Below are 25,783 nucleotides of genomic sequence, written 5' to 3'. Positions count from 1 at the left end.
AAGAAAATTCAGAAAATACTCAATTGTTGTCGAATGTACTTATAATTTAAGTTATCTGCTCGGTATAAGTCATCAATCTAATGTGAAATAATAAACGAAAATGTTGATATGTATTTATTGTAGCTAGGTACATAGAACTAAAAATAAGATATTTCTGTGAACTCAAAAAGCCGAAATTCCTTAACTTAGGAATTTCGGCTTTGACGTTATATCATGGAATTGCAATTGGATTGGAATCTGGTATATCTACTGCACCATAGTTATAATTTCTTCAGCTCTTTAAATTAGAAACTGGTACTTGATTAGCGTAGTGAAATTATTGCCTTTTTAAAAGCACGGAAAGAGTTTTTCAAGTTAGCATCTTTTACTAATAATTATTGAAGAGGGAAATTCCACTTAGAAATACTTTTAAGCAGAAGAATAGAGTAGTTTAATTTCTAATGGTCCCAGTATCCTTTATTTTGACATGTGTCTTTACATTTATTTTAGCCTCTGCTAACGCTTGCAACCAATCTTCTTTTCGTTTTTTCCACTGTTTATATTGAAAAGCTCTAGCATATAGGGATAATCCGATTGGATCAATTTTATTCTGCTGTATTTCATCTAACATATTTTGTAATTTCTTATTAATTTCTTTTTCGATAGCGTTTTCTAAATTATTTATATTTTTTTTATTATCATAATGCTCCTTAATTAAATTCGCATTGGTTTTTTCTATTAAAGCTACATTAGCATTTATTTGGAGATTAAATACAAACTTTCCGTTTTTAAAATTAACATCTATCTTCCTTTTCGCATTCTGTACGAAGATAGAAGTGTTTGTTTTTTTGTTGGACTTTTTAGGAGGAAGCGCAAAGTGTAGTATCATCCGGCCTGTATTTTTTGACTTATTTATAAGATTGAAGAACTTAACATCTTTTTTAGGGATACGAGTTAAATATTTTCCTTGTCGATCTAAAAGTGCAATTCCTATCGTGTCAATTTCATTCTTTGTTTTTTTGATAACTGGAACAATTTGTGTCATTCCTTCTTCATTTTGTTCTCTCGTTAATTGTTGAATCGTAGAAGAAACGGATTGATTATTTTGAATGGAGGATTCGATTACACTACTTATATAAGATGGTAGTGATGGTTTATCTGGCTTATTAATTGTAAAAATTTCTACTACAGGTCCATCTACAAGTACTACTTTAGCATTAATGGTAGCGTAAGGATCACGGTAAGAAGAATCAAGTTCCTGCAACCAATTTGATTCTCGCGCCAATTTTTTCCCAATTAAAATGATTTCAGCTTTGGAGGCTGTCATATAGCCCGTTAACTTTGTATCTATCTTACTGAAGCCATTATATACAGTTGATGCTTGTGTCCAATGCTCTGTAGTACTTTTTGGCTGTTTATGATGAAAGAGTGGGATGCTTGTGCCAACTTTTATGTCTCCATTAGGGGCTCTATCCAAGCCAATTAATAGGATTAATGAAACCTTCTCAAGAGGAATTCTCTGACTACAACCAATTAAACATATACAACAAATTACAATCCATATCCATTTTCGAATCAAAGTTGTTTCCTCCTAGTAACCCAAGCAAAAAGAATGCTGTAAGCGAAAAATAAGATTGGTAATAGAATAAAGAAAATGATATTTAAGATATCCATAAGAGAATATATAAATAAATATTGATCCACATTGGGATTTAGAAAAATAAATAAGCCGACTATTAATACCATAAAACCAACCAGCGCCCAATTGCGAGCGTTTTTTTGAAGTGAAATAGTCACAGACTCAAAACTGAAAAATAAATATGGATATATTGTAGTGGAAAATACAATTAAATAGTAAGCAATATATATAATTTCTAATCGTTCTATGAAAGAAAAACGAACTCCTTTTAGCAGATGAAATACTGGCCAAATTACGTCTTTTATCCCCTCCGGACTAAAGTATATATAAGAAAGAATAGTCACATATAGATAGAAAAACATGGTTCCAGTATTCGCAATTAGTATTCCCTTTATAGCTTGTTGTTTTTTTTGTAAGAACGGATATATATAATATGCAATTTCTAAGCCGGCATAAGGGGTAATGGTTTCTTTCGTTGCCTTTACAATAGGGTATAAGCCATCTTTAAAAATAGGAAGTAGGTGTAAAGGAGCATACATACTCTTTAATGAAAAAAGAAGAAATAGTGGCATCCAAGTAGTGAAGAAGAAAACAAGCATAGAATAACTAATAAGAGCCCTTAACCCACTCAGGACTAAAATAATAAAAGGCAATAGTAATAATATGGTGATTTGATAAGCAGGAGTGGAAGGGAATATCCACACTTTTACAATATCAGTTGCCTTTAATAAAGTATTAAAACCAGCAAAAAATAGATAAAAAGCATATAAAAGAGAAAGAATTGTACCTAGCCATTTACCAAAGTATGTTTTTAAAATCTGTGAGAAATTTTTGTTAGGGTTTTTTTGTAACATTAATATAATAAATACGCCAATTATAGAAGTGGTTATCCAACCCAAAATGATAGAAATCCAGCCATCTGTGCCAGCGGTAGTAGCAAGTGGGCTTGGCATAATTAACATACCTGAGGCTAGTTGCAGTGAATGAATGAAAACAATAAATTCAAATAAAGTTATGTTTTGGAATTTAAGATTCCCCATGCGAACTACCTTCTTTTTTCTTTTTTTGTTTCGGCTGCCCTGTACTCGAGCGGGTGGTAATCATAGAAATAGGAAATCTTACAAATGAATCTTTTAGCTCTTGTAGACGAAATGGTGCGATTGGCAATCCGTATGGTGAACCATAGGAAGTTAGCGAAACAAAATGAGCAAATAAGAGCATTAATCCACTAACAATACCTACAATGCCATAAAAATATGCCAATAACATCATTGGAAAACGAATAAGGCGTATAGAACTTGATAAATCGTAATTAGAAACAATAAATGATGCAATGGCAGTAATAGATACGATAATAACCATAACGTTACTCACAAGACCAGCCTGAACAGCCGCCTGCCCAATTACAATCCCTCCAACAATTCCAATTGTTTGTCCTATTGGCTGTGGTAAGCGAATACCAGCTTCACGTAGCATTTCTAGTGTGATTTCCATTATAAAAGCTTCCAGTAAGGGAGAGAAAGGGACTTTGACTCTTGACGTTGCAATAGAAGTGTATAAATCTAAAGGAATGATTTCAAAGTGAAAAGAGACGATAGCAATATAAATTGCGGGTAAAAAAATAGCTATAATAAATCCTGCAAATCGTAATAAACGAAAAAACGATGCAATGAGCCAATGTATATTATAGTCATCCGGAGTCTGAAAAAATCCAATTAAATTCATTGGGACAATCATCGCGCCAGGAGATCTATCAACTAATACTGCTATTTTTCCATCAAGGATATGATTTGAAATGGCGTCTGGGCGTTCGCTTAAATAAGCCTGTGGAAAAGGAGTCCAATTTTGATCCTTTGTATAATTAGATAGTTCTCCGATGCTCAATACCGCATCCGTTTTGATTTTACAGATTCTAGTTTCTACTTCTTGGACTACATCTGTGTTTGCTACATCACCTAAGTAAATTAAATAGACTAAAGAAGTGGCCCGTTCTCCAATCGTCAGCTTTTTGATTTTTAACTCTGTAGAAGGAATATATCGACGAATAAGTCCTATGTTTTTTGTGGCATTTTCAATAAATCCATCATGTGATCCTTTAATAGTAACTTCTGAAATTGGTTCTTGAATGGCTCTCTCTGCCCAGCCTTTTGTATTTATTAGAAGTGACCGCTTTTCTCCCTCCATAAACAGTACACATTGACCCTCAAGTAATCCCTCTTTAATTTCATTCCATGTATATACTATTTTGGTATGAGTAGCAATAATATTAGAATTAAATATTTGACTGTCTTCCTTTACTTCTTGTAATAATGGTGTAACAACATTGGCTTTTAATGCAATACCATCTGTAAGGCCTTCAAAATAATATAGTAAAATATTCGTGTTTGTTTTTAATTGCAAAGGATGTTCAATCAAATCTGCACTAATATCAAAGATATCATCTAGTGTATGTTTAAGTTGTTTTAAGTTACTTGTTTGGATCTTTTCGATGGTTTTATCTGTCTTAGTTTCTAAGGTCTCTTCATTTAAGGACAAAATTGACACCTCTTTAATATATAACGATTAGTTGTAGTTATTATTTTTATATGATTGAATTTTATTCACTAATTTAAACAAATTGGAGCTAAGAATTCATAAAATTTGATGTGCTATATTATTAATTCAATAATTGAGAGCAAAAAATAGAGGTAAATTGTGTGGAAATCTAAGTATCAAGATAAGAAATAAAAAAGAACCCTTGATAGGCTCTTTTTCATAGTTGGTAAATATGTTATCAACAATAGATGGCGATTAAGGTATTAATTTAGATGCCTTTAAGTTAATCAGCTGAATTTTGTAGGAAGAATTCTTTTTTCATACCTTAACACTCAATGAAAAAGGATATTTCATTTATTTGGGTGTTCTAGTGTATTTGAATTTTGCGCACTAATAAATTTTGTTTAGGGACAAAATGTATTTTCTTAATTATCAGAAAAAATAACGCAACAAAATTCTTATTAATTATTTTGGTAGGTATCAAATATTTCTTTGGCCTTATTTTCTTGATATTACCGTACGTTTATATGTTTCTAAGGGAAAGAAATACTTTCATTTTTATTACCATCTATTGTTTGATTAAGATGGTAACATGAAAATGAAACGTTTACAACCAGAAAATAAAGAAAAAATATTAAAATGCGACTTTTTTCGACAATTATATTATATTTATATTTCATTTTATTATAGGAAAAGGCGGAGGGAAGCGGACCTTTTCCTATAAAATGTTTTGTTGGAATTAGAAAGAACTAAAAAAGTATTAATTGCTTAAAATTAAAATAAAATTCAATAAGTAAGAGCTCAAAGTCATGAAATTCATTGATAAAGTTATAATTGAATTTTTGAATCTCAGGTGTCTTGAAAGTATGGTCAAATTTTAATCCATGTGGCGTTTCTTCCTTTTGTAACTAGCTTAATATGGCCAAACACTTGCAAGGAATTTAAAGCCTTACTGATTGTACTTTCAGCAATGTCTGGATAAGTGTTACGAATACTTTCCTTAGTAAAAGGTTGTTTTTGTTTAAGTATAAAATCCTGAATTCTCTCAACTTTAGTATGTTTACATATAGAATCTAGAACTGTGTTATGAAGATCTTTGTAAGCCTCTAATATAATTGTTAAAAACGTTTTTAACCAAAAACTATTATTATGTTCCTCGCAGTACCAATTCACGGAAGATTTATAAATCGAATTGTAATAATCAGATTCATTTTTCTTAATATATTTATCCAAACATACATATTTTACAAATGTATGTCCACTCTTAATTAACAGCAATTGCATTAACATAAATGCCAGCCTGTTATTACCTTGATTGAAAGGGACTATGCAATAAAAATTTAAAATAAAACGAGCTATTAATAAAAGTGAATGTAGCCCCTTACTAGTATTTAATGAGTTGTATTGATCACATAATTGCTCCATAAACTGTGGGATAAGTTCATGCGGAAGAATGCGGTAACTATTCAAGTGCATTCCATGTTCTGGAATTCCTGGAATAATAAAAGGTTTTTCACGCCATTTGGCACTGTCAGAGGTAATGTAATGTATTAGTTGAAAATGTAATTCCTGTATAGTTGCTGGATTAATTAATAAAGTACAGGAGTTTTTATGTACAAAAGAAAGTGTTTGATAATAGCAAAAAATAGCATCTTCAGAAATATTTTGAGGTACTATATCATCTAAAATAAGTTCTTTTAATCTTTTATTAGGAACTTTTATATCCTCATAAATAGTTGTGAAATTTTTTATGTAATGTAGTGGTATAGTTTTTTCTAAACTATTAAATATGTCAGGGTTTTGTTCCTGATAAGCAGCTAATTTTCCTTTGAATTCGCTAATTTCACTTATTAAATTTATTAACCTCCTTTTTAATTCAATATTTTTGTACTTATCATCAAAAAAGTCTCTCATTTTTGTTCCTCCTGTAACCCCTTAACACGTTGTTGCATATATCTTTCCATTCTAAAGGTATGCCACGACATTATTGTAAAATAAAAACATTTTAGGTCTGATTTTGAATATATATATATCAGAATCTATATTTTTATTTAACAATTAAAATATAGAAATTATAAAGAAGAATCGTTAGGATTCAATTTTAATAGGCATAATCCTAACATCAAATGCACAAATGTACAATAAAAAAATAAAAAAAATAAAACTATCGACTCTTTTGAAATATTATCTAAAAGAGTTTTAAGAAATTGTAGGTATAGATGTGCCTTAGTTTAGGAGTAAATAATAAAGTGGTAATAGAGTTTTCATAGGTAATTAAAAAGTATATAGACTATTAACTTGTGACAATTACGTGACTAATCTATCATATGCTTTTATGAGAATTCTAAAATTAAATCCTAACGGCTGAATTTTCTATATTTAGCATAAATATTAGAAGAGGCGTGCTGATGAAATGTATCATTTTATATAGAAATATGTAACGTTTCGCACTCGTATTGTAAAATATTTTGACATACGTTAATTTAAATATTAGGTACAGGAACATTTAATAAAAACTCAGTACTAAAGTACCCTTTAAACGTTTCTCAAGCACGCTGAAGTTTACCCTTTGTTTCTGTGCCTTATTAGATAAAAATAACATAATAAATTTTTAGAATATGATAATGATAAATGGGTTTTCAAATCTTTTCCTTTTTCTTAAACATTAGCAATCTCTTGAGGATCTGTTTAAAGTAAGGAAATGCAGGGTAGACAATGGTATTAATAAAGAAAATACAGTTAAGCTAGATACCTTAAGTTATTTTATAAGTAATTAAGCGTTAGATTGAATTAGTAAGAATATAATATGTGTTTGCTAAATGGCTTGTTTTAATGGGTCTGTTACTATTAATTTATGAATTTTAACATTTAGAAGCTAGTCAACATATAGGTTATATTAGATATGTGGGTTTCAACTTCAAGTGTATATGTTTAAGGTTAAAGGATTTGTGAGTGATATAAAAGAAGTGAATGTCTGAAAGAAACGGATATAATCGGTTTCTTCCAGACTTTTTTTGCTTTTTTGTAATATAAAAAATTTATTTTTCCTACATGATTTAATTATCCGTTTTAATATTTGAATTTTTTGTGAAATAAAATGAGGTTTTTATTCTTCTTTAAATACATAATGTTACAAAATAGCGTAATTGTATTTACTTTATTCTTATAGGAGATTAAAAATAATAATAAATGTACCAATTTATGAGAGATATTAATATATTAATTGGTGATTTGTTCGTTTATCCCTATATTGCTATTATATTAGCGAAAACAATATATTGGGGGGACAAGAATGAATTTGAAATTAACATCTAAATTGGAAAGATTAAGAAAAAGTAAAAAAGGAATTGGTGCTTGTGTTCTGGCTGCAGGGGTGACGGCAATTACAATGATTCCTCAAAGTGCGTATGCACATGGGTTTGTTGAAAAACCGAGTAGTCGTGCTGCTTTATGTAGTCAGAATTATGGGGCATTAAATTTAAATTGTGGGAATGTAATGTATGAACCTCAAAGTCTAGAAGCACCTAAAGGGTTTCCAGAAGGTGGACCGATTGATGGTAAAATCGCTTCGGCAGGAGGACTATTTGGAGGAACTCTTGACCAACAAACAACAAATCGTTGGTTCAAAAACACAATTAAGGGTGGAGCAAATACATTTACATGGAAATATACAGCAGCACATTCTACAAGTAAATGGCATTATTACATTACAAAAAAGGGATGGGATCCTAATAAACCATTAACACGTGCTGAATTAGAACCAATTGGAACTGTGAAACATGACGGTTCGGCCGCATCAAATAATTTAACACATACAATTAATGTACCAACTGATCGCAATGGTTATCATGTTATTTTAGCTGTATGGGATGTAGCAGATACGTCAAATGCGTTTTATAATGTAATTGATGTAAATTTAGTAAATAATGAAACTCCTGATACAGTAGCTCCAAGTCAACCAACTGAATTAAATGCCTCTAAAGTTTCTGCCAATAGTGTTGAAATAACATGGAAGGCCTCTACTGATAATATAGGTGTAAAAGAATATCAAGTGTTACGTAATGGCGAAATAATTGATACGGTACCAGGTACAACTTTTATTGATAAAAAACTAAAAGCAGATACGGAATATACCTATACAATAAAGGCATTAGACTCTGCTGGAAACATATCAAAAGAAAGTGAAAAACTAAAGGTTAAGACAACACATGCAATCCCAGATATAGAGGCTCCAACTCAACCAAAAGGATTACATAGTATGGGTACAACAGCGACAACTGTTGATTTGATGTGGAGTCCGTCTGAAGATAATGTAGGTGTTGACCATTATATTGTATATAGAGAAAGCGCTGGGGTTATGAATAAAATTGGGACAGCGGCTAATACATCCTTTATGGATAAAGATTTGAAGGCTAATACATCGTATAAATATGTAGTGACGGCGGTTGATTTAGCTGGAAATGAATCTAGTAGAAGTGATGTTTTGAATGTAACAACAAAGTCAGAGGATTCAACATATGAAAAATGGGATGCAAGAAAAGCATATACTAAAGGCGATAGAGTAGTACATGAGGGAAAAGTGTATGAAGCAGTTCAAGATCATCAAGGAAATGGCGACTCAAATTGGATTTTTGCCTTATCGCTTTGGAAGCCAGTTTTGAATAAGTGACAGGTGGGAAAAGGTAGTTAACATTTTTGGGTTTTCTTTTAAAAATTAAAGGCTGTTCCAAATATGAATTATTTTATGATTTAAATGATAAATCAATAAGATTTAAACCCCATCCTAATGTTTACGAAATGAAATTAAAAAAGAATCCCAATGGAATTTCATTGGGATTTTTTATTTTCTAATTTGTAATAGCGTATATTTTCACTGTGAATTTGTTAGTGGCACCCGTTGGACTTGCAATATAGTATTTAGTATTTGTGTAAGCTTCAGTCCTAGATCCATGTGAAATGTTTTTCCAACGAGTAGAATCTATTCCTAGGGAAACATCAATCATTACATTGAAAGAGATAGTAGAAGAATAATCTTTTTCTGAAGGCTCAATAACCCATTTTAATTCTTTGGTACCTACAGGTAAACTATCAATTTTAAAATTTTGACTGGATCGATTTTGTTGCCCGGATAAAGGACTAGATTCAGATGATATTTGCGAAATTAATATTTCTTTTTCATTAGAATGTATACCATTTAATTTAATGATACTATCAATTAAACCTGGACCAGGAAAATCAGCTGCGATGATACCAGAATGTTTAATTACGCCTTGTTGTAAGATTTCGGTCCCAAGTGTATTCATTCCCCCATAGTATACTTGTCCGTTTCTATCGCGAGGGAAATCACTCCATGCATTTGTGGAATTCGTTTGAATCAATTTAGGACTACTATCAGTATTTCTGCTCTCTTTTCCGCTTGCAATAAACCAAGGATATACATTATTTAAAAATGCCGCTGCGCCCCCCGTACCACTAAAATGGTTGAGATAAATTTTTCCATTATTAAAGTTAGTATTTGCATTTTGTAGATGGGTTTTTATCGCAATCCATTTTGCATATATTTCGTCTGGTCCGCCTCCAATTTCAAATTTATCTTGTATATTCAAACCTTCGTAATCAATACCGTACAATTGAGTGGATGTAAAGTTTTGTAAGATTACAATTTTCCCGCGGGTATCTCCTAAAGTAGGGTTATTTCTATCTGAAGTTGGTACGGAGTTAGGGTTCCAAAAATATGAAGCATTAACGTTTTTATATTTTAAAAATATCTCCTCAAATGATAGAGATCCACTCTCAGGAGTAGTTTCTTCTTTTAGGCGCATTAATATTGTTTCTGTTGGATGATCTTTTAAAAATTGAATTGTCTCTTTTAATACATCTTCAAACACAGCTTTTTGATTTACAATCCCATGATACATTGCAAAAGAATCTTTTACACGTTTAACACGCATATCTACATATCGGATTCCAGAATTTAATTGTTGGGATAGACTCATAGTTTGATTTCTTGTCAAATTTTCATCAAGAAAGCTTGCTCCATGTAAAGCCATTGTACCGTGAGTCCCTGGAATAGATATTTCACTTAATTTTGTAGAATCTTCTATTTTCGACATCCACGCTGGATTTTGATATCCTATATTGGATTCATAGGAATAACCTGAATGACTATCAGCTAAAATAGTAGATGGTGTACTTAAACTTGCTAGTGTAATACAAGTGAGGATGCTAATTTTAATGAAATTTCTCATTTTTATTTTCTTCATTTTATCTCTCCTGACCTTTAAACAATTGCTAGATGATTTTTTCCTATATTTATTGTTTTTCATTCTTAAGATAATAAATTTTTGTATTTAAAAATAATTAAAAATAGGGGGAGTAAGTTATTTGAGACTTTAATAATTTGTTTTAATGAATTGTACCTAATAGCCAAACGGATTCTTGAAAAATCGAAGTATAGCCTCCAAAAAACAACTGTTCATTGTATTGTATACAAACAAAACAGAAGTCCTAAAAAAGACTTCTATTTTGTGACATATAATGAATGATAAGGTGGTAAACTAATCAAGATAATGTGAATGAGTGGTAAAAATTTATTAATAGCTGTTTTAGAATCTCTTATAACAAGGCTGATTACAAAAAGTGAATCCCTACAATGCTAATAAAAATTGAAAAATTCTACTCATTAAAACTTAGACTAACTACAGTTGCGATTGATTGGGCTGCATGTTCCCAGCTTCCATCTATAACTTTACCAATCTGCTGACCAAGTGCATTTAAATCATTTGGATTAACTGGAATTCCATTATAAGCAGCAAGAATTGATAAAAGTGGAGCAGCAAATGGTGTCCAACCACCTCTATCAATACTAAATACAGGCTTATCTACTACTTTTCCATCTTGCACAGTAAACTCATAATAAAATTGATCATCTGGACGGAAACTTAAATGATGAGAAATTTGTCCCTTAACATATTTTTTTCCTGCACCTAGATTTACTACTTCTATTTCTTTCACGTTAAATTCATGCTCAAATACTTTTATTTTTTTGACTTCTGGACCATTTAAGGCAGCATTAACAGCTGTTTCTAAATTATTTTGTGCTAATGGTTGAATACTCATTTGTGCTTCGTTTTGTTGGATAGGAGCCTCTTTTTCTGCAGCAAACACTGATGTGGTAGGTAGTGTACCTGTAGCTAATGTTGCTGCAAGTGCTGTTGTCATCATGATTTTCCTTTTCATCTTCATAGTTTTTCTTCCTCTCTAAAAGTTTTGATATATAATCTTTTAAAGACTGACATTGTGTAATATTTTATTTCATAATGCACAAAAAACGGGTTTAAGAATGATGTGGAATTATGTCAGAGAATTAAAATTAATTATATATGTATTTAAGATGATATATATCTACACATATTTTTTCAATTTTTAGATAAATGTAATGGTAATGACTTCTTGAGAGTTAATTTAGCAACTTGTTTATCTAGAAAAGTCCTATAAACACATTTAGTTCATAGTAAAAGTAATATATTTGATATTAAATGTCTTGCGTAATGCGATAAAATTTCACAATTTTTCATCATTATATACAGAAAAAGGTAACGAAACTTAAGCGATATTTAATACTTGTCATAGTTGTGAATTATGTGAATCTACTTATTGTAACAGCTAAGATGTTAGATAATATTTTGCTTAAAAACATTACTTATCCGGATTAATGAAAAGTATTTTAATGTATTAGTTTGATTTGATATAAAAAGAGGAAGCATTTTTATTTGCATCCTCTTTTTATAATAATTTATTTTACAAGTTCAGAAGAATCTTTAATCACCTAAATAAATTCTATCACTCTATTAGGAGATAATAATAGAAAAATGTGGACTTTTATTTAGTTCATTTTCTATCAATCCGTTTAATCCTTTAATAATACTGTAGGCAAGCATGGTACTTAGTTCAGGACCTTTTTCTATTGTTTTATTGATAATACTCCTTCTTGGTACTATTCTAAGTATTTTTCGGCTAGATAAGATGGGTATGTTGAAATAGGAGGGCCCATCCTAAAGTAGGATAAATTAGCCTTTGAAATCGGTATACAGTTCTTTAATAAATATAGTTTTTGCAATATATCTTTATCTATGGGATGAAGCATATAATCTGTCATGATGAAATAATTGTGATGATAGATAAATACCTTTCCTTCCGGTAAGATTGTATAATTGGATAAATTTGGATAAATAGGTGGTCCATCTAAAAATTGATCTAAACTATGTTGTGAAACTTTAATAATATCTTGAATTGAAAATTTAAATTTGCGGAATGCTATGGTGTTAATAAATGGACGTTTTTGATTATTTTCTATATAAAATAATTCTCCTTTTTCATTTTGCACAACCCGTAGATTTGGTATTGATGTTGTAAGGCTTATGGGTGGTCCTTCTGTATATTTGTAGATAAATGGATCGGGAATTAAGACAATTTCATTTTGATTATATTTGAAATAGGAAAGCATTTCTTTTGAAATGAGCCTGCGTTTAAAATTATCAATTAAAAATACTTCACCCTGTAAATTACTGAACAAAATACCATTTAAATCTTTTGAAGGGAGGTTAGCGTACAAGTTTTGGAAAGAGAATGGTGTTTTAAAAGTAATATCAAGCACTTTGTTAATGGGATAAAAAGGTTGGAATGTATTTAGGCGTTTCCAAAACATTGCATCTCCAGCAAACCAATATAAAGGGTTTGTATCCCAATATCCACGGTACTTTTCATAGACTTTTACTAATATTCTTTTAGTATGCATAACTGAACAGTGATCTACAACATTAGCAGCTGTATATAAAATTTTCGAAGCTTCTCTCACAAATTCATTTGTAGGTTGTAAGTTATAATCAACATGTTTTACGTATTGGGAAGAGTACACTACATCAATTTCAGGATGTTTTTCTAAGAAAGATAACATTTCAGCTAATCTGTTTGGAAGGTAAATAGTATCATCCGTTAGATAGCAAATATAATCCCCACATGTTAATGGAAGTGCCTCATTGATAAGTGTTGCATATCTTGTAGTTTTATATCGTTCTTCATCTTGTATAAAACTATTCTTATAAGTAATTCGAGGATCCTCTAGATAATTTTTTATGACATTTATAGTTTCTGGACAAGAGTTATCATCCATAATAAAAAGTTCCCATTCTTTATAAGTTTGCATTAGAACACTTTCAATAACTTGATTAATTAATGACGGCTTATTATAACTAGTAAGGATAATTGATATTTTGGGTTGCAAATTTTTCACCTCTATTTAGAATGTTGAATGTGTTTTTCTAGTGAAATCTAATAATTAAAGCTTTATCGACACTTTCTTTTTTATACTTGAATAGTTTATTACCTTTTCATAGATATGGTATGGACTATTGTGGAGGAAAAAAGGGACAGGGGTGAATATAAATACTGCTATTAATTTTTTATAGATAAATAAACTTATTTTAAAATTATCGGAACGGTTTGTCCTTTCTATTTATATAATAACGTAACTGTTTTTGTATTTATTGATAAGGAGGAGAGGAATATTTGCCTAAAATTTCAGTTATAATGACAAGTTACAATAAACCTATGTTTGTTGAAAAATCAATATTAAGTGTATTAAACCAAACATTTCAAGATTTCGAGCTTTTTATAATGGATGATGATTCAGATGAAATGACCCAGAAGGTGATTCAACCATTCATAAATAAGGAAAATGTACATTTTTATAAAAGTAATGTAGCTCATATTTCTGAAAGGACAAAAAAAGTAAGATATGCCGCTTTAATTAATGAGGCACTTAAGCATGCTAAAGGGGAATATATAACTTATATTACAGATGATAATCAATATGAAGAAGAACGCCTTAAAAAGATGTCTAGTTATCTTGATGAGAATAAAGATGTTCAAATTATTTATTCTGCATCAAAAACGATTCATATAGATGAATCAGATATGCCCACTAAAACGGTTGAAAGACCTGCAAAAAAAATTACGAATAATGCTCCATGTACCATTGATCATTGTTCTATTATGCATAGAGCCTCTGTTTTACCAATTCTTGAAAAAAGGTGGAATTCTTACTGGGATGAAGATCCACAGTTTTATCGGATAGGAGATGCACGCTTCTTTTGGAGGTTAAATCACTATTGGGATTTTTATCCCTTAGATGAAGTTTTAGATATTAATTATATTACTCCTCATTCAATACATGCGCAGTTATTTGCCGAAGAAAAAAATGAATTTGTACAACTATTACCACCACAAAGAACATGTAAAGAATTAAGAGAAGACTTAAGAAGAAAAAGAGGGTGAAATATTGAGTGACATTTATTTGAAAAATTACTGGTTATTAAATCTAGAATATATAAATATTTTTTCAGAGTTAAAGCATTATAACATTCCTTTACCATTACTAAGTAATTTTTATCAATATTTAGATGAAGATATAAAAAATAAAATGAAAGATCATAATTTTTACAAGCAGCTTTCAATTGAGCCTATAGAGGAAACTCAGTTACAGTTAGAGTTTGAAAAAATAATTTCTGTATTTCAATCAAAAATAAAAAGAAAAAATCAAAATGGAGCAATCCTCCTAAATTCAGATTATCTCCGTTTTTCAGTAAGTAACTTTACCCACTTTAATCCAAATCAAACAAAGATACTAACAAGATCAAAAAAGACAGAACTTTACGGTCTTCCTACAATTTGTGCACCAGATTATATAAATAAAGCCTCTAATACCGCACATGTTTTCATAGAAAAAGCTAAAGAACTCTTTTTAAAGTTTAATAAACACCCACTATTATCAAACATGTTTTTTCAAAAAAAATTACTCAGCGACCTCCCTATCATGATTGAGAAACTTAATATGACCCATTTTATTTTTAAAGAACAAGATATTTCTGGTGTGATTGTTGGTACTACGGAAGATATAACAAGTAGAGCTCTTACTTTTCTTTCTAGAAGTGAGGGGATACCAAGTTATTGTCTTCAGCATGGTGCAATAATGGGAGAGGAAGCATACTTTCCGGTTTTTGCAACAAAGCAGGTCGTATATGGAAAATATGAGCAAGATTGGTACCTTCAAAAAGGGGGCTGTGAATCTCAAATTAAGATAATAGGGCACCCCAGATATGATGAGATCTTCAATAGAGCATATGTGGATAAAAAAACTATTTTTAATAAATTAAAAATAGACCCCTCTACAAAAGTGGTTTTTATTGCAACCCAGCCATTTAAAACTTCATTTTATATTGAACTGACAGAAAAGTTAGTGAAAGACAAAAATATTACGGTTATTATAAAGCCTCACCCTTGGGAAAAAGGGCGTAACTTAGTAGGAGAATATATTAGGTTAAGTAACGTATATCCTAATGTTAAATATATAACAAATGAAGTGAACATGTATGATGTTATTTTACATGCAAATCTTGTGGTTATCTCGAATTCAACAGTAGGGTTAGAGGCAATGTTATTAGATATACCTGTAGTTGTTTATAAATCTTTATTAGAGGAAAGGGATTATAAATATTACAATACATTAGATTGGCTTGTAAATCATTCTATGGAAGATATGATTAGCACGATTAAAAAAGTTCTAAATGATTCTTTACAATCAAATCTAGCGAAAGAATTAAGAAGAAAATTTATTACTGAAAACTATCCGCAAGAAGCATGCACGAAAAGATTGATAAAATTAATTCAAAGTGAAAAAGATTAAACTAATCACCACTTACTAATGTTTGAAGTAAAGGATTACTAAAGCAACATCATTTCCTAAGTTTTCTATGATTAAAATGTATCATAAATTTGCAATAGAAACGTATGTTTCAATATCCTTCAAGCTAGTTTATCTCTCGACAAATGGCTTGCCTATGGGACTACACACAATTTGAAGAGAGGTTTTTCTTAGCTAAAAGTAATTTCAATATGAGGAGGTATATATGTTCATGTTTTTTAAAGATAAAAACGTTTTAATTATTGGTGGAACAGGAACAATTGGAAAAAGTATTCTTTCTAATGTTCTACAGGAAAAGCCAAAAGTGGTAAGGATTTTTAGTAGAAGTGAATATAATCAATTTTTATTACAAGAAGAATTCAGGGATAAGAGTCAAAATATTCGTTATTTAATTGGGGATGTTCGCAATTATGATCGAGTGTTTAGTGCGATGGAAAATATTGATTATGTGTTTCATGTGGCCGCAATGAAGCATGTTTCTTTTTGTGAATATAATCCGTTTGAAGCAGTTTTGACCAATATTTTTGGGACACAAAATGTAATAAAAGCAGCAATTGCTCAGAAAGTAAAAAAGGTAGTTTTTACAAGCTCTGATAAAGCAATTTCACCAACAAATAATTACGGTGCAACAAAATTAACTGCTGAAAGATTGATTACATCAGCGGAATATTCAAAAGGTTCAAGTGAAACAATATTTGCAAGTGTTCGTTTCGGAAATGTGATGGGGTCAAGAGGCTCTGTCATTCCTTTATTTGAAAATCAAATTAAAGAAAACCAAAAAATAACTGTAACGGATCTTAGTATGAGTAGATTTATGATGACACTGAATCAAGCAACTATGTTAACAATTGAAGCAATGAAAATAGCAAAGGGTGGTGAAACTTTTATATTAAAAATGCCGGTTATTTCATTAAAAGATTTAAGTGAAGTGATGATAGAAGAAGTTACAAAGTTATATGGGTTGCCTAAGAAGAATATAAAAATTGAAGAAATTGGATTAAAACCTGGTGAAAAAATGTATGAAGAACTTATGACACATGATGAGTCTTTACAGGCTTTTGAATTACCAGATATGTTTATCATTCCTAGTCCATTAAAAAAGGGTACACAATATGAAAATGCAAAAAGGGCGAAAGCAGGGTTTTACCGTTCTGATAATCAAAATGCGATTTCAAAAGAAGAGCTTAGAAATTTAATATTAAACCAGCAACTATTAACAGGAGGGGAGAAACTATGAAAATATTAGTAACTGGTGGTGCAGGTTTTATTGGTAGGTGGGTTGTAAAGAGATTATTGCAGGATAAGCATGAAGTATGGATATTAGACAACTTAGCAAATTCAACTACTGCAAATATTACCGAATTTGTACACGATTTAAATTTAAAACAATGCATTCAAGGGGATATTAAAGATAAAAAATTAGTTGCTGAATTATTTAAAAATAATTCATTTGACCTTTGTTATCATTTAGCAGCGAGTATTAATGTTCAAGATAGTATAGATGATGCTAGATCAACTTTTGAAAATGATACAATAGGTACTTTTAATTTGTTAGAACAATGTCTTAAGTATGATGTCAAAATGGTCTTTATGAGTACTTGTATGGTATATGATAAAGCTACTAATATACAAGGGATATCAGAATTAGACCCAATTAAACCAGCTTCTCCATATGCTGGATCAAAAATTGCTGCTGAAAACATGGTTTTATCTTACTATTATGCTTATAAGCTACCTGTAGTGGTTATTCGCCCATTTAATACGTATGGTCCATTCCAGAAAACAGGTGGGGAAGGTGGGGTTGTTGCCATTTTTATAAATAATAAATTAGATAATGTACCACTGAATATATATGGGGATGGAAAACAAACGAGAGACCTTTTATACGTTGAAGATTGTGCAGATTTTGTTGTGGCAGCAGGATACTCTGAAAAAGCAAATGGTCATATTATCAACGCTGGAACAGGACAAGATATATCCATTAATAAATTAGCAGAATTGATTTCAGGAAATAAAGTAAGTATTCAACATGTAACTCATATCCATCCGCAAAGTGAAATCCAAAAATTATTATGTAACTATGAAAAAGCAAAAACAATATTAAACTGGGAACCGAAAGTTTCTTTAGAAGATGGAGTTATTAAAACAGAAGAGTGGATTAAATCTTTAAAAATTAACCCTAAGGAGAAAGAGTAATGGTAAGGGGAATTCTCGGTATTCATGGAGGAAAGCCTGTTAGAGAAACTTATTTACCATATGGTCAGCAACAAATTGATGAATATGACATTCAGGCTGTTGTAGACGTATTAAAAGGGAACTTTTTAACAACAGGACCTATGGTTCAACAGTTTGAGGAGGCTATAGCGAAATATGTGGGAGCAAAATACGCTGTTTCCTTTTCAAATGGTACAGCTGCATTGCATGCTGCCTGCTATGCAGCTGGTATAACTGAGGGAGATGAGGTAATTACAACTCCAATGACATTTGTAGCAAGTGCAAATTGTATTTTATATCAGGGAGGACAGCCGGTATTTGCCGATATTGACAATGAAACATATAACATTAGTCCTAAATCTATAGAGGAAATGATTACAAACAAAACAAAAGCCATTATTCCCGTACACTTTACTGGGCAGCCTGTAGAGTTAGAAGCAATACAAAAAATAGCAAAAGAAAATAATTTGATTATCATTGAAGATGCAGCCCACGCATTAGGAGCCACATATAAAAATAAAAAGATTGGTTCAATTGGTGATATGACAATGTTTAGCTTTCATCCAGTAAAACATATTACTACCGGAGAGGGCGGAGTAATTACCACAAATAATCCTCTTTTTTATGAAAAACTTGTTCAATTCCGTACACATGGAATTGAAAGGAATCCCCATAAACTTTTTGAAAATCATGGGCCTTGGTATTATGAAATGCAATTCTTAGGTTACAACTATAGAATTACGGATATACAAGCTGCTCTTGGTATATCACAGTTAAGTAAGTTAGACTCTTTTGTTAAGATTCGAAAGAAATATGTAGACATCTATAATAAAGAATTTAGTTCTTTATCTGAAATCATCATACCAAAGCAATTGCCTCAAACCAGTTCGAGCTGGCACCTTTATATCATTCGTTTAAATACTAAGTTATTAAAATGTAATCGAAAAGAAGTTTACGAAGCGTTACAAAGAGAAAATATCGGTGTGAATGTGCACTATATACCCGTACATTTACAACCGTTTTATCAAAAATTAGGTTTTGAAAAAGGTATTTGTCCGCAAGCAGAAAACGTATATGAGGAAATTATTACACTGCCTCTATTTCCTAAAATGACAGAAGCTGATGTGTGGGATGTAATACAAGCTGTGAGAAAAGTTCTTTCGTTTTATAGTGTTGCTAAAAATTAAATGAAAGGGGTGTTAATAAAATTGCAAAATCAGAAATTGTTAAGAGCAGTTACAAAAGTTGATATTAAAAAGGGAGAGATTATTACAGCTAATAAAGTAACAATGGAATTAAATGTTGTAGAAAATGCGCTGAACGAGCTTGAAGCAGAGGAATTATTACCTCAGGTAGCTGTATATAATTTGTCTGCAGGTACCCCATTAACAAAAGAGGTTATTGAACCTCCTAAGGTAGTAATAATTGTACTTTGCCGCTTAAAATCTACTAGGTTACCTTTAAAAGCAATATTGCCAATACACGGAGTGTCTTCCATTGAACGATGTCTTATAAATACATTAGCTATTCCAGGAAAACACCAGGTCATACTTGCTACTTCAGATATTGAACAAGATGATCCTTTGGAAAAATTTGATTTAGATGGAAAAGTTAAGATTTTTAGAGGTGATTCAGAAAATACCGCTGATCGCATGTTCCAAGCTGCAAAACAAGAAAATGCAAACATTGTCATACGGATTACCGGGGATTGTCCCGCTGTGTCACCAGAAATTAATAATTTTTTACTAGATGAACATCTGAAAAGCGGTGCAGATTATACACAGGCAGAGCTAAGTACGTTACCTGTCGGAACAGCAGGCGATGTTTTTACATTAGAGGCAATCGAACGACTACTACAAACCCCAAAACCTTTAACCTATGCAGAATATCTTCCGTTTTATTTTATTAATAATCCACATTTATTTCGGGTCAATATAGTGAAACTCCCTCCATCATTTTGTTACCCTACTTGGAGGTTAACATTAGACGAAAAACCAGATTTAGATATGTTCAATGAACTTTATAAAAGTTTGAATGTAAAATCTAAGCCTTTATTTTTTCATCAAATAAAAGATTACATCCTTAGAAATCCTGAAATTATTCAAATTAATAGTCATGTGAAATTGAAATGGGCAAATCAACAGTCATTAGTAGATGAGCTAAATAAAGAAACAAAATTATAAATTAATAAATTGTAGTGCTTTTAGTGAGGAGGGAGTATCTTGCTTGAGAAAAAAATTGCCTTTCGTGCCGACGCATCTATTGAAATAGGTACTGGTCATATTATGCGTTGTTTAACACTGGCCAATGAATTACGGAATAAAGGTGCTCAAGTTTATTTCATATGTCGTAAGCTGCAAGGTGATTTGTATCAATATATTTTAAATAAAGGATTTCATGTGTTTTTATTAGATGCAGATGGTGAAAATACGAATTTCTTAAGTACAGTACACGGGAGTTATTTAAACTGGTTAAAACATCATTGGTTTGTTGATGCAAAACAGACCAATGATATCTTGTCACAACTTCCCAACTTTGATTGGTTAATTGTTGATCATTATGGATTAGATAATAAGTGGGAGTCTGCTTTAAGAAAAAATGTAAGAAAAATCATGGTAATCGATGATCTTGCCAATCGAATGCACGACTGTGATTTGTTACTAGACCAAAATTTATACGATAACCTTAATGGTCGCTATAAAGATTTAATACCAGAGCATTCATTAGTAAAACTGGGACCTAAATATGCTATATTACGGCCAGAATTTCATGCCGCTAATAAATTTTCACGAAAAAGAACAGGAGAAATTGAAAGGATTTTTATTTTTTTTGGAGGACATGATGTAACAAATGAGACATTAAAAACGTTAAGAGCCTTACAAAATATAAATAAAGATAACTTAAAAATAGACGTTGTCGTAGGGAGCCAAAATCCGCATAAAGAGGAGATTCAAACTTATTGCAAGAGTGTTTCTAACGCTTCATTTTATTGTCAAATAGAGAACATGGAAGAGTTTCTCGTACGAGCCGATTTAGGGATAGGAGCTGGGGGTACAACCACATGGGAACGCTGCTTTCTTGGGTTACCTTCTATAACAATTACAACTGCCGATAATCAAATTGAAGTAACCAAGGCTGTAGCGAAGGCTGGAGCTACATGGAATATCGGTACAGCTGAAAGTGTATCGGATAAAACAATTACGAAATGTCTAAACAAATTTTTATCAGATTCTAAAATAGTGAAAGAAATGTCTAATAAAGCTCTTTCTATACAGTGTGCCAGTAATTCAAAGGAAATAGAAAAAATTATTTTAGGAGGATAGTATGTTAGGTATTGGGGATTTTCAATTGGAAAGTTTAGAAAAGAAAGATTTAGAACTTATTTTAAAGTGGCGGAATACAAAAGAAATACGATCAGTTATGTATGACGACCATCAAATTACAATAGACGAGCATGTAAAATGGTATGAAAAACTAATAATAGATGATACAAAGGTTGCAAGATTATTAACATATAAAGAAAAACCAATTGGATTTGTTAATTTTACAAAAATAGATGAAATGAATCAGACGTGTTATTGGGGATTTTATATAGGTGAAAAACAAAGCGCAAAACGTGCTGGAACTGTATTAGGTTTATTAGCATTAGACTATATTTTTGAAACGAAAGACATACACAAAGTGTGCGCAGAAATAATAGAATCAAACCGTATTAGTTTAAACTTTCATCAGAAACTTGGGTTCCAAGAAGATGGAAGATATGAAAACTATATTTATAGGAATAATGATTATATTGATGTTATTATAATGACCCTGTCTCATGAACAATGGATGGAAAAGAAAGAAGCTATAAAAAAAGAACTTGAAGGTGAAAAAATTGAGTAATGTATATATCGGAGGTAGAGAGATTGGCAATAGCTCGCCACCATTTATTATTGCAGAAATGTCGGGGAATCATAATCAATCATTAGATAGGGCGTTGCAAATTGTAGAGGCAGCTGCGGAGGCTGGGGTACAAGGTTTTAAAATTCAAACATATACACCAGATACAATGACTTTAAATATAGAAAATGGTGATTTTTTAATTCACGATACAAAAAGCTTATGGAAAGGTAAATCACTTTATAATTTATATAAAGAAGCTTATACACCATGGGAGTGGCATAAACCAATTTTTGATCGCTGCATAGAGTTAGGAATGATACCATTTAGTACGCCATTTGATGAAACCGCTGTAGACTTTCTGGAGACATTAAATGTTTCTTGTTATAAAATCGCATCTTTTGAAAATACTGATATTCCTCTCATACGTAAAGTAGCTGCAACAGGAAAACCAATAATCATTTCGACAGGTATGGCTTCGATTGCTGAACTAGATGAAACAGTAAGAGCTGCGAGAGAAGCGGGGTGTAAAGAATTAATTCTATTAAAATGTACAAGTACGTATCCTGCATCTCCAAAATCTACAAATATAGTTACCATACCTCATATGAAGGAGTTATTTAAATGTGAGGTAGGTTTATCTGATCATACACTGGGAGTAGGTGTATCTGTAGCGAGTGTTGCTTTGGGAGCCACAGTAATTGAGAAACATTTAACGCTCTCAAGATCGGATGGAGGAGTTGACGCTAAATTCTCAATGGAACCAGCTGAATTTAAATTATTAGTAAGCGAAACTGAAAAAGCATGGGAATCTTTGGGGAATGTATATTATGGCCCTACTGATATAGAAAAAGATTCTTTAAAATTTAGAAGATCATTATATGTAGTAGAAAACATAAAAGCGGGAGAAGTCTTTACAAATGAAAATGTTAAAGCCATTAGACCAGGGAATGGCTTATTATCAAAACACTTATCCAAATTTATCGGAAAGAAAGCGAGTAAGGATATTAAAAAAGGAACACCTATTTCGTGGGATTTAATTTGATACTGAGAAAATTAAAGTGTTTATAGAGAGACTTATAACAAAAATATTTTAGTAGAGAATAAATTTCAAAGGCCCTGTTTTTAGACAGGGCCTTTGAAAAGGGCATGACAGTTAACAACTGAAGGTACCTTTATATTACCATTACTTGAATGTCGATACCATATTTTGGATGTTGAGAAATAAAAAAGGAAATCGTAGTGAATCGCCATTTGATAAAACAGAGCAACTTCAAACATTATGTATTCGAAGTCTTACAATAAGTGTAAATAAACGAGCAGCTAGCAAAATCTAACTGCTCGTTCTAAAAGTGACAATCTAGATGCATAAATATAGTATGGATAAGAAAAAGGCTAACCATTCAAGTAAGTAGATCGAACGGAGGGGAACCGTATCGTATGAATCAATTGTCATTTTTTGAGGACATCGATGAAAAGGAAATGCGTAGTCTTGTGGTGAAGGAGCTGAAAAACTACAAGGCATTGTGCGTTCGGATGAAAAATCAAGAAGAACAGGCTCAAGCGGGGGCATCGTTCTTTTTCCTAAAATAAAAGATGATAAGAATCATGTGATATGTTTCAAACAAATTGAACGGACATTGCAAAATGCGTTTGATAAAGATCAGCAGCAGATTATTGAATTGAAGTATTTGGGGAATGAGAAAATCAAAGATTCCTATGTTTATAACTGGTTGATGATGAGGCGCGATAATTTCTATGAAAATAAAAAAAGTACTATTTGGTTGATAGTTACAGCTTTGGGTATTATATAAAAAAAGACACTATAAGAGTGTCTTTTTTTAAACTTTTACTCTATGTTAACTTTGGGAAAGGAATGTTAGAGTATTAGTTTAGCGTTACCATTATTTTATTTAGTAACTTGTGTTGATCCAGCTGGATAATAGAGTCCATTTTTTGCTTGAACATAGCCGTAAATTGTTGTATCTTCTTTTATTTCTGGATACTTCCATAATGGTAAGCTAGCTTTAGTATAATTAAGTTTTGAACTGCTTGATTTTGTATTTACATAATGAAAGTATGAAGGTGATTCTCCTGATCCAAATGGATGATCCGCATCAAAAGACCATAACACTTTTTTGTAGAACTGTGTATTAAAGGGGTTTTCCAAATTATAAATTTCAAGTTGAATATTTTTCCCTACAATTTTAGCGCTAGTCCGAGCATTAATGTTTTCTTGTAAGTTGTTGATTTGTAACTGGGGACTAGAAATGTTTATGAATTGCTTTGAATTTAAAGATGACTTGTACTCTGCAGCGCTGGCAGTTGTTGTACCAAATAAATTTAAACCACTTAATCCAATTGTGCCTGCTAAGGCCATTCCCGCAAACTTTTTTATTTTTCCCATTCTATAAAGCCTCCCTATGTTTTTTTAGGAATATATCTTTCCCTTACGCTTTCCAGTCTATATTTGGCATAATGAAGTGTAAATACGTTTGTTTAGACAAAATTATACAATTATTTTAAATAATGTATAATAATTCGTCGTTCAAATAGTTGTCAAAATTTAAAAGTGTTTCCTTAGAGAAAGAAACGAATAGTTTATGCAAGGTTTGTATATTAATTTATTGTTGAAATATTCAAAAACGAGTTGATAAAGGTATTTGAAATGATTTTTCGAAAAATGAATGATTAAGTGAAATGATTTTTTATGCAAGTGGAGGTTGAAATCAGATTTTAGGAGAGTTGGATTTTAAAAAATAGATTTTATAATAGTGAAAATGAAATTCTAGTATTTTATACTATTGATATAGATAGTAAATGATGTGGTTGTTCTAATTTAGATGTTGTATTGTCTCCTTGCCCCGCTTGTTGGTGGGGCTTTTTTAATTCTATTAAAAATAGTAATAGTTTGTCCAAACTTTTCTAATCTACCTTACATAGTATGTAGTAATAAATTAAAAGGAGGAATCTAGTATGTCTTATTACTACAGTGATCATTGCAAGGATTACAAAAAGAAATATCATGATTGTCATAGAAGTAGTAAGAGTTATGAAAAATGTGATGAAAAACCGTGGTTTAATGTAAAAGTAAATTGTTGTCCTGATGATAACGGATACAATCTTGTAAGAGCATCTGCTTTTAGAGCTGTGAGCACAGTTAATCAGAATGTGCCAGCAAATACATTTGTTAAAGTTTTATTCCAAAATGAACAATTTGATTTAGCAAATGAATATAACCCTGCAACATCCATTTTTATACCAAAGACAAGAGGCGTTTACTCTGTTATTGGAACAATTGCGTTCATTCCCAATAATCTAAACGCAAACTATAGAGCGCGGGTAGAAATTCGAGTTAATGGAAATCCGGCAATTGCAATAGATAATGATTTTTTTGGTCCAATAAACTTTGCTAATGTTGTAGCGGTTTCATCAATAATTCAATTGAATGCAGGGGATGTAGTTGAGGTTTTTGCACAAAGTAGCGTAGCTGGAGTTATTTCAAATGTAGAAAATAGTACGCATTTTGAAGCTGCAAGATTCCCGTCTCCACAAGAATAAGTGATCGTCAATAATTTTATCTAAGAACAATCCCTAATTTATATTTGACCTGCGTTAATGCAGGTCTTCTTTTTCGATAAAAAGGGGGATGATTATAGATGTTAGTGTGGATTTACACCGTTTTTTAATTATCTATGGGCATTATCTGTAGAACGAATAGATTAATTTAAAAAGATCCCCTTGTGCACCTATATGCAGAAGGGAATCTTTTT

The 25,783-nt window shown here is 31.2% G+C and carries 20 protein-coding genes and 1 pseudogene; 12 read left to right on the top strand and 9 right to left on the bottom strand.

Going from position 1 to position 25,783, the window contains the following annotated elements:
• Positions 1–430: 430 nt before the first annotated feature.
• The 4 genes from ACS2MN_RS25265 to ACS2MN_RS25250 all read right to left on the bottom strand — a co-directional run bounded on the left by ACS2MN_RS25265 (position 431) and on the right by ACS2MN_RS25250 (position 6,067).
• Positions 431–1,558, bottom strand: a complete 1,128-nt coding sequence (locus ACS2MN_RS25265; protein WP_198130844.1) for a Ger(x)C family spore germination protein — start codon at positions 1,556–1,558, stop codon at positions 431–433.
• The gene (locus tag ACS2MN_RS25260) at positions 1,555–2,658 is read right to left on the bottom strand and encodes a GerAB/ArcD/ProY family transporter (protein WP_098139920.1); all 1,104 of its coding nucleotides are present in this window, start codon (positions 2,656–2,658) and stop codon (positions 1,555–1,557) included. Before ACS2MN_RS25260 ends, ACS2MN_RS25265 begins: the two co-directional genes overlap by 4 nt.
• Positions 2,645–4,153: a spore germination protein gene (locus tag ACS2MN_RS25255; protein ID WP_346994569.1), complete on the bottom strand. Its 1,509-nt coding sequence runs from the start codon at positions 4,151–4,153 to the stop codon at positions 2,645–2,647. The genes ACS2MN_RS25260 and ACS2MN_RS25255 overlap by 14 nt, the downstream gene beginning before the upstream one ends.
• A gap of 870 nt (positions 4,154–5,023) precedes the next feature.
• The gene (locus ACS2MN_RS25250; RefSeq protein ID WP_098806089.1) at positions 5,024–6,067 is read right to left on the bottom strand and encodes a Fic family protein; all 1,044 of its coding nucleotides are present in this window, start codon (positions 6,065–6,067) and stop codon (positions 5,024–5,026) included.
• A gap of 1,378 nt (positions 6,068–7,445) precedes the next feature.
• Between ACS2MN_RS25250 and ACS2MN_RS25245 the strand changes: the two genes are divergently transcribed.
• The gene (locus tag ACS2MN_RS25245; protein ID WP_198130846.1) at positions 7,446–8,822 is read left to right on the top strand and encodes a lytic polysaccharide monooxygenase; all 1,377 of its coding nucleotides are present in this window, start codon (positions 7,446–7,448) and stop codon (positions 8,820–8,822) included.
• Positions 8,823–9,000: 178 nt separating this feature from the next.
• Here ACS2MN_RS25245 and ACS2MN_RS25240 read toward each other — a convergent pair whose 3' ends face one another.
• From ACS2MN_RS25240 to ACS2MN_RS25230, 3 genes are all read right to left on the bottom strand, one after another.
• Positions 9,001–10,416: a phosphatidylinositol-specific phospholipase C gene (locus ACS2MN_RS25240; RefSeq protein ID WP_198130847.1), complete on the bottom strand. Its 1,416-nt coding sequence runs from the start codon at positions 10,414–10,416 to the stop codon at positions 9,001–9,003.
• A 412-nt stretch (positions 10,417–10,828) separates the two neighbouring features.
• Positions 10,829–11,398: a methyltransferase gene (locus ACS2MN_RS25235; protein WP_198130848.1), complete on the bottom strand. Its 570-nt coding sequence runs from the start codon at positions 11,396–11,398 to the stop codon at positions 10,829–10,831.
• Positions 11,399–12,149: 751 nt separating this feature from the next.
• On the bottom strand, positions 12,150–13,436 hold the full coding sequence (locus tag ACS2MN_RS25230) for a glycosyltransferase family 2 protein (protein ID WP_098806086.1): 1,287 nt from the start codon (positions 13,434–13,436) through the stop codon (positions 12,150–12,152).
• 284 nt (positions 13,437–13,720) lie between these two features.
• Here ACS2MN_RS25230 and ACS2MN_RS25225 point away from each other — a divergent pair, with 284 nt between their 5' ends.
• The 10 genes from ACS2MN_RS25225 to ACS2MN_RS25180 all read left to right on the top strand — a co-directional run bounded on the left by ACS2MN_RS25225 (position 13,721) and on the right by ACS2MN_RS25180 (position 23,603).
• On the top strand, positions 13,721–14,488 hold the full coding sequence (locus ACS2MN_RS25225; RefSeq protein ID WP_346994568.1) for a glycosyltransferase family 2 protein: 768 nt from the start codon (positions 13,721–13,723) through the stop codon (positions 14,486–14,488).
• A 4-nt stretch (positions 14,489–14,492) separates the two neighbouring features.
• A complete protein-coding gene (locus ACS2MN_RS25220; protein ID WP_346994567.1) occupies positions 14,493–15,896 on the top strand; it encodes a CDP-glycerol glycerophosphotransferase family protein in 1,404 nt (467 codons plus the stop codon).
• Between the two features lie 229 nt (positions 15,897–16,125).
• Entirely contained in the window at positions 16,126–17,151 is a 1,026-nt protein-coding gene (locus tag ACS2MN_RS25215; protein WP_198130971.1) for an SDR family NAD(P)-dependent oxidoreductase, read from the top strand.
• Positions 17,148–18,110, top strand: a complete 963-nt coding sequence (locus ACS2MN_RS25210) for a dTDP-glucose 4,6-dehydratase (RefSeq protein ID WP_098806083.1) — start codon at positions 17,148–17,150, stop codon at positions 18,108–18,110. The genes ACS2MN_RS25215 and ACS2MN_RS25210 overlap by 4 nt, the downstream gene beginning before the upstream one ends.
• Complete coding sequence (pseC, locus tag ACS2MN_RS25205; protein WP_346994565.1) at positions 18,110–19,315, top strand: UDP-4-amino-4,6-dideoxy-N-acetyl-beta-L-altrosamine transaminase; 1,206 nt, start codon at positions 18,110–18,112, stop codon at positions 19,313–19,315. Before ACS2MN_RS25210 ends, pseC begins: the two co-directional genes overlap by 1 nt.
• The gene (locus tag ACS2MN_RS25200) at positions 19,316–20,311 is read left to right on the top strand and encodes a cytidylyltransferase domain-containing protein (RefSeq protein ID WP_346994564.1); all 996 of its coding nucleotides are present in this window, start codon (positions 19,316–19,318) and stop codon (positions 20,309–20,311) included.
• Between the two features lie 39 nt (positions 20,312–20,350).
• Complete coding sequence (pseG, locus tag ACS2MN_RS25195) at positions 20,351–21,451, top strand: UDP-2,4-diacetamido-2,4,6-trideoxy-beta-L-altropyranose hydrolase (RefSeq protein ID WP_000890385.1); 1,101 nt, start codon at positions 20,351–20,353, stop codon at positions 21,449–21,451.
• 1 nt (position 21,452) lies between these two features.
• The gene (pseH, locus tag ACS2MN_RS25190; RefSeq protein WP_061530391.1) at positions 21,453–22,013 is read left to right on the top strand and encodes a UDP-4-amino-4,6-dideoxy-N-acetyl-beta-L-altrosamine N-acetyltransferase; all 561 of its coding nucleotides are present in this window, start codon (positions 21,453–21,455) and stop codon (positions 22,011–22,013) included.
• Positions 22,006–23,055, top strand: a complete 1,050-nt coding sequence (pseI, locus tag ACS2MN_RS25185) for a pseudaminic acid synthase (protein ID WP_098806080.1) — start codon at positions 22,006–22,008, stop codon at positions 23,053–23,055. Before pseH ends, pseI begins: the two co-directional genes overlap by 8 nt.
• A 395-nt stretch (positions 23,056–23,450) precedes the next feature.
• The gene (locus tag ACS2MN_RS25180) at positions 23,451–23,603 is read left to right on the top strand and encodes a hypothetical protein (RefSeq protein WP_170958005.1); all 153 of its coding nucleotides are present in this window, start codon (positions 23,451–23,453) and stop codon (positions 23,601–23,603) included.
• Between the two features lie 316 nt (positions 23,604–23,919).
• Here the strand turns inward: ACS2MN_RS25180 and ACS2MN_RS25175 are convergent, their stop codons facing one another.
• Both ACS2MN_RS25175 and ACS2MN_RS25170 read right to left on the bottom strand, forming a co-directional pair.
• A complete protein-coding gene (locus ACS2MN_RS25175; RefSeq protein WP_371411031.1) occupies positions 23,920–24,372 on the bottom strand; it encodes an enoyl-CoA hydratase in 453 nt (150 codons plus the stop codon).
• Positions 24,345–24,417: pseudogene (locus tag ACS2MN_RS25170) on the bottom strand (enoyl-CoA hydratase); the annotation flags it as partial. The gene ACS2MN_RS25175 and the pseudogene ACS2MN_RS25170, both read right to left, overlap by 28 nt.
• Before the next feature lie 569 nt (positions 24,418–24,986).
• On the opposite strand from ACS2MN_RS25170, the gene ACS2MN_RS25165 reads away from it, so the two are divergent.
• Positions 24,987–25,571 (top strand): ABC transporter permease, encoded by a 585-nt coding sequence (locus tag ACS2MN_RS25165; RefSeq protein ID WP_098071210.1) that lies wholly within the window; start codon positions 24,987–24,989, stop codon positions 25,569–25,571.
• Positions 25,572–25,783 lie beyond the last annotated feature (212 nt).

Source organism: Bacillus cereus group sp. BceL062, from assembly GCF_051780025.1.
Taxonomy (GTDB): domain Bacteria; phylum Bacillota; class Bacilli; order Bacillales; family Bacillaceae_G; genus Bacillus_A; species Bacillus_A toyonensis.
The sequence above is the reverse complement of the archived record's forward strand: the minus strand, read 5'-3'. Positions and strand labels throughout refer to the sequence as shown.